Annotated in this window: 5 protein-coding genes; 1 reads left to right on the top strand and 4 read right to left on the bottom strand. The window is 46.9% G+C overall.

Translation table 11 applies throughout. The features are described from left to right. The first annotated feature begins 7 nt into the window (after positions 1–7). Complete coding sequence (locus tag ACFQ3W_RS24390) at positions 8–2,464, top strand: O-antigen ligase family protein (protein WP_379321835.1); 2,457 nt, start codon at positions 8–10, stop codon at positions 2,462–2,464. A gap of 32 nt (positions 2,465–2,496) precedes the next feature. On the opposite strand, the gene galU is transcribed toward ACFQ3W_RS24390, so the two are convergent. The 4 genes from galU to ACFQ3W_RS24410 form a co-directional block, all read right to left on the bottom strand. Further along, the gene (galU, locus tag ACFQ3W_RS24395; protein WP_379321836.1) at positions 2,497–3,387 is read right to left on the bottom strand and encodes a UTP--glucose-1-phosphate uridylyltransferase GalU; all 891 of its coding nucleotides are present in this window, start codon (positions 3,385–3,387) and stop codon (positions 2,497–2,499) included. Positions 3,388–3,520: 133 nt separating this feature from the next. Beyond that, positions 3,521–6,061 (bottom strand): S-layer homology domain-containing protein, encoded by a 2,541-nt coding sequence (locus tag ACFQ3W_RS24400; RefSeq protein WP_379321837.1) that lies wholly within the window; start codon positions 6,059–6,061, stop codon positions 3,521–3,523. A 352-nt stretch (positions 6,062–6,413) separates the two neighbouring features. Beyond that, positions 6,414–6,608, bottom strand: coding sequence for a hypothetical protein (locus tag ACFQ3W_RS24405; protein WP_379321838.1), 195 nt, complete (start codon positions 6,606–6,608; stop codon positions 6,414–6,416). An 843-nt stretch (positions 6,609–7,451) separates the two neighbouring features. Beyond that, a partial coding sequence (locus ACFQ3W_RS24410) for a U32 family peptidase (protein ID WP_379321839.1) occupies positions 7,452–8,308 on the bottom strand: 857 nt, incomplete at its 5' end.

Below are 8,308 nucleotides of genomic sequence, written 5' to 3' on the forward strand. Positions count from 1 at the left end.
TAAATACGTGTCGAATCCAGTATACGGGAAAAAAGCCGCAACGTCGAGAAATGGGGAAAAGTTACCTGCGGCATTTATGTTGTTGATCATCGGGCTGATTTTATTTTTGGTTTGGGCTCCGTTCCAGGCTGGGCTGTTTAACGGTCTTGTGATAGATTTTGAGAAACCGATCTATTGGGCCGTTCTGGTAGGCAGCGTACTGCTGCTGGTGTGGGTTGCCGCTTATTTCAAGAACATCAAGCTGGAAAACCAACGCGACTGGACCGCAATTTTTGTTCTATTAATACCCATAACTTACATTATTACACTGATTTCTGCAGCAAGCCAGTACTTTGCTTCCAATATGGTGCTTATTCAATGCCTTTACGCATTCATGTTCATCATGGGGCTTTATCTACTGCAAAATAAAAAGGCCAACCGAGTGGTCGAAACTACGATTATTGCGGTGGGTTACATCATCGTCCTCTTCGGTTTGTTCAACTGGCTTGGACAAGGCCGGACGGTCTCGGCGCTGGTTGGATGGTTCTCGGGTACAGTGGTAAAGGGGCAATACACCCAAGCGATCTGGATCGATGCCAACGGTCCGCGGCTCGCATCCGTATTCCAATATCCGAATACATACGCCGCTTTTCTGATGGCGTTCTTCTTCGTAGCTGTATTCGCGATTACCCGGTCGAAAAAATGGTATGAGCAAGCCATTCACGCTTTTATGCTCGTTCCTATGGTATTGTCGCTCTTGCTTACATTGTCACGGGGCGGTTTGGTCTTCTTACCGGTCGTTTTCATTGTGCTTCTGCTGTTTCTTAAACCTGCCAAACAAATTCTGTGGATTGTTTACTGCCTCTTGGCAGGCGTCGGGACACTTGCCATTGCTAAGCCGGTTACTGATCTGGGACAGCAATTTCACCTTGGCAAAATAGGCGACCCAGCCAAAGGATGGCTCTATATCCTGGCTGTATCACTTTTATTATCTCTTCTCGCTTGGCTGATCCAGCGCTTTGTTGCTCCTCGGTTGGAAAAAGCTACAAGCAAATGGACAGCAAAAAAACTGGCCAATCTGTGGCTTCCCGTCGTTTCCGTTGCTGCCGTCGGTGTGTTGGTGGCGCTTTTCCTCGGGACGAATCTCAAACATGTCCTGCCCGGCAATATCGGGGAGCGGTTAGAGAACATCAACATGCAGCAGCACAGCTTTCTGGAACGGATGACATTTTATAAAGATGCGGTAAAAGTTATTAAGGATTACCCGGTCATCGGAGCAGGGGGCGGCGCTTGGGCATCCATCTATGAGAAATACCAAAACAACCCTTATACTAGCCGTCAAGCTCACAGTTTTGTGATGCAGTACTTGGTGGAGGTCGGACTTTTAGGTTTTATCATCTTCATGGCATTTCTTCTGTTTATTTTCTATAAATACGTTCGTGGATATATGAAAGCTGGAGAGCAAGATCGGGAATCCTATTTTGTTTATTTTATTATTGTATTTTCGATTCTGATTCACAGCTTGATGGACTTTAATATGAGCTATGTTTTTATTGGTATGATCGTGTTCCTGGGGCTCGCTGGTATGGCTGCTGCCATGGATAATCGACCTGTAACTAAATTCACCTTAAAATCCGGTACGATCCGTGGCTTGTATACCTCATTGATGGTACTCGCATCCCTGGTACTAATCTTTATGTCCATTCGATTTATTCAGGCTAGCCAAGATATTCTAAAAGGTCGGACATTAATGGCAACAAGCAGTAACTTCCAGGAGATCAAGGCTCCGCTTGATAAAGCTCTCAAGATTCGGAGTGGCCACCCTGATGGCGTATTGAATATGAGTGTACTTTTAAAAGCCGGGTTTGACCAAACGAAAGAGGATGGATTTTATAACGAGGAATACAACCTTTTAACGAATGCCTTAAAAAAAGAACCTTTCAACAAAAATATGTATAACCAGCTCATTAAGCTCTATGAAGCCAAGGGAGAATTCGACAAAGCCTACGCAGTGCTCCGGGACAACGCGGACCGTTTTGCCTGGGATATGAGCTGGTACGAGAAGCTGATTGTGCAATCCTATGAGCTTGGTTACCAAAAACTAGGGCAACAGGATGTCGCTCAAAAAGAGAAATATTTCAAAACAGGTCTTGACGCGTATCAGCATGTCGTAGATGGTGTTGCTCATTTGAAGACACTCCCGAAGGGACAATTGCAAGGGAATCCATTTGAGTTGACCCAGCTGATGATTTTAAATGCCGGGAAAATGCAGTATATGCTGAATGAACCGGCTAAGGCGTCTGAGATTTTGAAGCTGGGGATTAAAGACGATTTGACGGATGCTACGAACAAGGAGATCGCACGCTGGTATTTGGGGGCACTACAAAAGGCCGGAGGAAGCGATCAAGCGGTGTATGACAAGTTAATCAAAGTGGATCCTAGTGAGAAGGATAGCATCAGCCAATTGGCCGGATTGTCCTTCTAATAGAGTCGGACAAGAATAAAAAAGCGGCCTCTCTAATGAGAGTCCGCTTTTTTGCCGCTATTTTGGACGATTTCAGTCATGTATTTAACTAGCTCATCACGGAGCTCAAGATTTTCAAGCGCATAATGAATCGTGGTTTTGATGAAGCCTATTTTTTCACCAACATCGTGTCTTATCCCCTCAAAATTGTATGCGAGTACCTTTTCAGTTTCACCCAAGCGAGAAATGGCATCAGTTAGTTGAATTTCCCCATTCACGCCTACTTGCTGCTCTTCAAGAATATTGAAAATCGCCGGAGTAAGAATATATCTTCCCATGATCGCAAGGTTGGAGGGTGCCTTATCCGCCGGTGGTTTCTCCACGAGTTTATTAGCTAAATACACACGCTCTTGAAGTACGGTAGGATCTACGATCCCGTAACGAGATATGTCGTTCCAATCAACAGGTTGAACACCTACTACAGAGGCTTTATGCTCCTCAAATACATCAATCATTTGCTTGAGGCACGGAACATCCGATTCCACAATATCGTCGCCCAGCAATACGGCGAACGGTTCGTCGCCAATAAACTTGCGGGCACACCAGATAGCGTGTCCGAGCCCCTTAGGTTCCTTCTGGCGAATATAGTGAATATCGGCCATTTCAGAAGATTTGCGCACCTCATGAAGCTGTGCCCATTTCCCCTTTTCGACTAAATAGTGATCTAACTCAAATGAATAATCGAAATGATCCTCAATCGCCCGCTTCCCTTTACCTGTGACAATAATGATATCCTCTATCCCGGAAGCAACTGCCTCCTCCACAATATATTGAATCGTTGGTTTATCGACAATCGGCAGCATTTCTTTTGGCATTGCCTTAGTAGCAGGCAAGAAGCGAGTACCTAGACCGGCAGCGGGAATAATTGCCTTGCGTATTTTCATGATTTCAATTTCCCCTTATGTTCCACATAAAGTTTAGATGACGTCATTATATCATAACCAGGCCACGATAAAAGGTAAAAGGACCCGGAGAATTTCTCCAGATCCTGAAATTTGTCTGATGGCCCGACCTTCACTATTTTATTAATTCAATGAGCACGGAGTGACCGGACCACACATGGAGATTATAACGCCCTGGAGATAGTCCTTCCGTCAAAATGGTTATCATTTTCCCTACTTCAGCAGCGCTAACTTCGATCTTTTTCCCCCAACCTTCGGTCACTTTCTTATCAAAACTGTCCTTTGATCCCTGTATATACTCAGGCATGAGATACACGGTAGCTTCGTCCTCTACCGAAAATTGGATGCTCTCGCCAATCTTGACGGTCGCATAAGATTTTCCACCGTGAGAAATCATAGCAATTCCAATAAATGAATTAATAGCCCCTGTTACAAACTCCGTATTACTTTGTCCATCCCCCGTAATAACCGCGCCTTTCTTTAGACGAAATCTGAAGTTTTTCCCTAACTTAGACTGAATTGGGCGGATCATTACCTTATTGCCTACGATTTGAACTGTCCCTAAAGATGAATTAAACGGAACGAAACTATCGCTGCCATTTAGAGCCAGTTCTACGATCTCTTCGGCCGATCTTCCGGGTGTTAACTGCACTAATCGATTATAGTTAATAGAAAAATATTCAGGGTCTGTCCCGTGATGTGTCAACACTGGTGAAGGATCGAGATGTTCTGTCTCATTCAGAACGATCACTTCTTCAGCATTATGGTTACCTACCGAATTATAAACGACGACATAAAATTCATAATTACTCGGATATCTGACATTGTTCAGATTATCCGTGTCAAAATAACTTCTCACGCCTGCCTTCACGGGCATTTGCAGCGCCTCACCGCTATCTACCGCAAGCTGAAGCGTCGCTGGATTAAAATATGCGATTCTGTCCGATACGAGATAAGCCGTTCCATCTTGTGAGCTGGTAAAGTAGACCGCTTCCCCTACAGATACCGCCTTTTTCTCTAAATTAACTTGAATCCAGTGAGAACCATTTGAGGGATTTCCAGTATCTCCGCCGCTGTTCCCCCCGCCGGAGCTGCTGCTTCCACCGGAGGACCCGCTTGTTGAGCCTGTAGAAGCCGGGGTTGACGTTGCTGCAGGAGTTGCTGCTGCCGCTTCACCCGCATTGACCTCCTTGCCGCCAATGGACAATTTGGCATCTCTTGACACTTGATCTCCAACTTTTATCTTGGTCGGAGCTTGATCAAAGGAGCTGCCTGATGTGTTAATGATGGCATTTTTAATTTCACCGAGCCCGGTCACCTTCGCAGCTGCGTTAAGTACCAAGGACAGGATGGACGCTTCTTTCCCCGTCTCCATTGTCGTGCCGCCCGCTTCCGGCGAAACATTGAGCTCACCGATGGACCCTTCAGGGATGTCCAGGGCCACACTGTAGGCTTCAACGTTGACCGTATTAAAATACCCGGCCAACCGTACCTTGGAGTCCGCAGGAAGTTCATTCGTCAGTGAAACCTTGCTGACCTGTACACCTTTTGCCGCTTCCAGATTAGCGCCGGTCTGAACGACGACTTCTTGGATGGCGGTTTTCCCCTTCGCCACAATTCTGACTGTACCGTCATTTTTATTTACAATGATATTGACAAGCACAGAGTTGTCGACGTGAATACTGTTCTCTCCACCGCCATAAACATAGGTGCTGCCATGTACCGTAACGTTGGAAAGATTTACATCGCCCTCGCCTACGCCTTTACCGATAATGAGATTCCCGGTAATTTCCGTATTTTGCAGCGTAATGTCCGGTGCATTAATGATGACGCTGCCATCAATCTTCTGTGGGGACGACGCAGATTTGGTGTTGCTGTCAACTGATCCAGCAGCTATGCTTGATGAATCAGCTTGGCCCGCACCTTTAGCCGCATCTGTAGCTTCCGGACCATATACGCCAGCTTCGCCGTACCAGGCGCCATATGCTTCCGTAGCCCGATCCAGCAGCGTAACCGCCTCAGCCCGCGTCAGCGGAAGTGATGGACGGAATGTCTGATCCTTGTACCCTCGCAGCAAGCCCTTGTCCACAGCCGCATAAACGCTGGAAGTACTCCATTTTGCTAAAGAGGACGCGTCTTTAAAGGACTTGGTGACCGTATTTTCTGTGTTTTGCAGCTTTAGCAGCTTGTCCAAAGTTACAGCAGCCTGTTCCCTAGTCAGGGGCGCATTCGGGTTAAAATTACCATCCTGATCCCCTTTTATATAACCGGCAGCTGCTGCCGATTGCACATCCTTCGCAAACCAATCCTGTGCTTGCACATCACGGAATGATCTATCTGTCTTGTCATTCAGTTGGAAAATCCGGTTTACCAGTGCTACCCACTCACTGCGGGTCAAACTGCGATTTGGATCAAATTTACCCAAGACGTCTCCTTGAACGATGCCCCGGTGCTGCCACTTTTCAATAACAGCTTTAGCCCAATGTCCGGAAAGATCCGTAAAAGCAGAAGCGGTCTGTAAGGTCGCCTTACCCGTTGGTACTGCACCTTTGTCCTCCAAGGTTGTTGAACCATTTGCCGCCGATACCCCGCCTGTAAAAAGCGTACTTCCCAAAATTACTGTGGATAGAAATAAACTTAACCATTTCTTCTTCATACCTGCTCCCCTTCCGCTGCTCTCTCAGGTGCTGGACATAAGTCATAGTTCCTGAAGCTTAATTTGTCGAATAGGACAAATTATGTTAATACTATACCCCCATAACTAACTCCCATGGAAGTTAGTTATTTCCAATTTTCTAGTGAGGAGCAAAATAATTAACTTTTGTTTACTTAATTCGACTAAAAAAACAACTTTAAGTGCTATAGACCTATATAAACTAGCCTTTTCCATGCGATCTTAAAATTGTTCAACTCGACTGAAAACTCAGTCTAACATAAAAAACCGCCTCTCACGGAATCTGTCCATGAGAGGCGGACGTTTATGTTTAAGTTATGAATATTGAGGTTGATTATTGTACCCACCATTTCCGTAACGTGAAGCGCTTGGGTTCTTCCTCGTCACGGAGCCGACTACCCGGTTCAGGGGTGTGCAGGAAACGTTCGGTGCCGTATTCGATTTTGCGGTATTCCATATCTCCGTCAATTTCCAGCCGTCCTTGCACCTGAGTGATCATCGATTGCATTTCGAGGAATCCTTCAAACATCACATTCACCCTCCTAAAAAATGAGCTATTTGGTTAGTCTAGAAAGGACTTTTGAGTCACTGCTCACTTCCTTTGTTTACGCTTTCATTATAACACATTAGAATTTTTTTCATAACTGATAACCAGTCTTTATCAGCTCATTTTCAGTCGAGTTCACAAAGTATCCAAAATATGTATTTTACTGAAGAACGAGTGTCCACCGTGGGTGGAATGATTAAGAAACGAGACTTAAGCCATTCGTGGTGACGGCTGCTGGCGAGCACTAGAGTCGTATTTTCTACTATCTCCTGCAGCTATTTAGTGCGTCTTTTCTGTTGGAAAGTCTTTTTGTAAACCTTAGGGTGTTGGATTAATTTTCAGGGGGGATTTAACTGGAAAACCTCCCGTTATTTTTGGTGATAAAGGTAGAATGGACTGAATTAGCAGGAAAACCTCTTGTTAATTTAGCTAATATTGCCTGTATTAAGGAAATACATCATATTAACAGGATGATTTCCATCTAATTACTTTCTAACCGGTGATCCGCGGCCAATTAGCGTGAGGATTTCCCTCTAATTTCTCTTCAACCGCGATCCGTTCAATTAGCGGGGGGTGGCCTTTCAAAAGGCCCCCCCTATTCTTAACCAAAAAAATGTCTTTCTAGGCAGCCTGAAAACCTGCAGTTAATAGCTTCTTCATTAGGGTGTAGCAACGAAGGTGCAGCGCAGATGCCTGCCACGGCGGTGGTTGAGAAGATGGTGGGTAAAAAAAGGAGGCCGCTGCGGTCAACCGCAGCGTGCCTCATAGTGGTTTCAAGAGCGTTTTGCACATTGGGACGCCAGCAAGACGCCACAGTACAAAATATTATTTGATCAGCTGTCCGCGTGTAACGCCGAGCTGGTTGGTCGCTTTTAGCGTTTTCCATACTTGGGTGCCGCTGATTTCACCACGAAGGGCGCGCGAGTAAAGGTCGATGACCTCGTGCACCTGGTCCGGCGTTTCTTCCAGGAACTCGACCCGGTAGCTTGGCACGCCCAGCTCCAGGAAGTGGCTCAGGTACTCCGCCCCGGACTGTTCAATGGCATTGTACACCGTGTTGCGGCAGCCTTCGTCGACGCGGACAGGATGGGACATGCCGATTCGGTCCCGCAGGGAAGCACGTTGCTCTTCACATGGACGGCCGCAGTTGGTGTAGTCCGTCCCTTCGCTGAGGAAGGTGCAGTACACGCAGTGCTCCGTATGGAACATCGGCAAATGCTGATGGATGACAATCTCCATTTCAGCAGTAGGGCTGACACTGAGCAGATCAACCATCTGCTGAATGTTAAGATCATACGATGGTGTAATCACATCGCAGCCCGCTTCCAGGAACAGCTCCGCTGTCTTGTGGTTGGCGATGTTCAGCGAGAAATCGCCGATCAGCCGCGGATGGGCGGCTGACGGGTTTTCCTGCCGGTGGCGCAGGTAATAATAAAGCGCCCCGGTGTTGCGCACCAGCACCGCGTCGGGCTGAAGACGCAGGATGTTGTTGTGGTAGCCGTTCTCGCCCGGCATATGGATGCGCGGCGTTGCCAGCGCGATTTGCTTCCCGGCGGCCCGAACGGCTTCAATCGCTGCCGGGAACTGCTTGATAAACTCGAAGTCGGCGTAGATCATCCCTACGCCGGCTTCGAGCGCAGCCTGCACCTGGGGCAGGCTGCGGCACAGCGCGGTGAGCTTCG

Origin of the sequence: Paenibacillus puldeungensis, assembly GCF_042678945.1 — a bacterium.
GTDB lineage: Bacteria > Bacillota > Bacilli > Paenibacillales > Paenibacillaceae > Fontibacillus > Fontibacillus puldeungensis.

What these genes read in the sequence shown, in the direction of transcription:
- ACFQ3W_RS24405 (WP_379321838.1), bottom strand. Translation starts at nt 6,608, where the DNA reads ATGTTTGAAGGATTCCTCGAAATGCAATCGATGATCACTCAGGTGCAA.
- galU (WP_379321836.1), bottom strand. Translation starts at nt 3,387, where the DNA reads ATGAAAATACGCAAGGCAATTATTCCCGCTGCCGGTCTAGGTACTCGC.
- ACFQ3W_RS24400 (WP_379321837.1), bottom strand. Translation starts at nt 6,061, where the DNA reads ATGAAGAAGAAATGGTTAAGTTTATTTCTATCCACAGTAATTTTGGGA.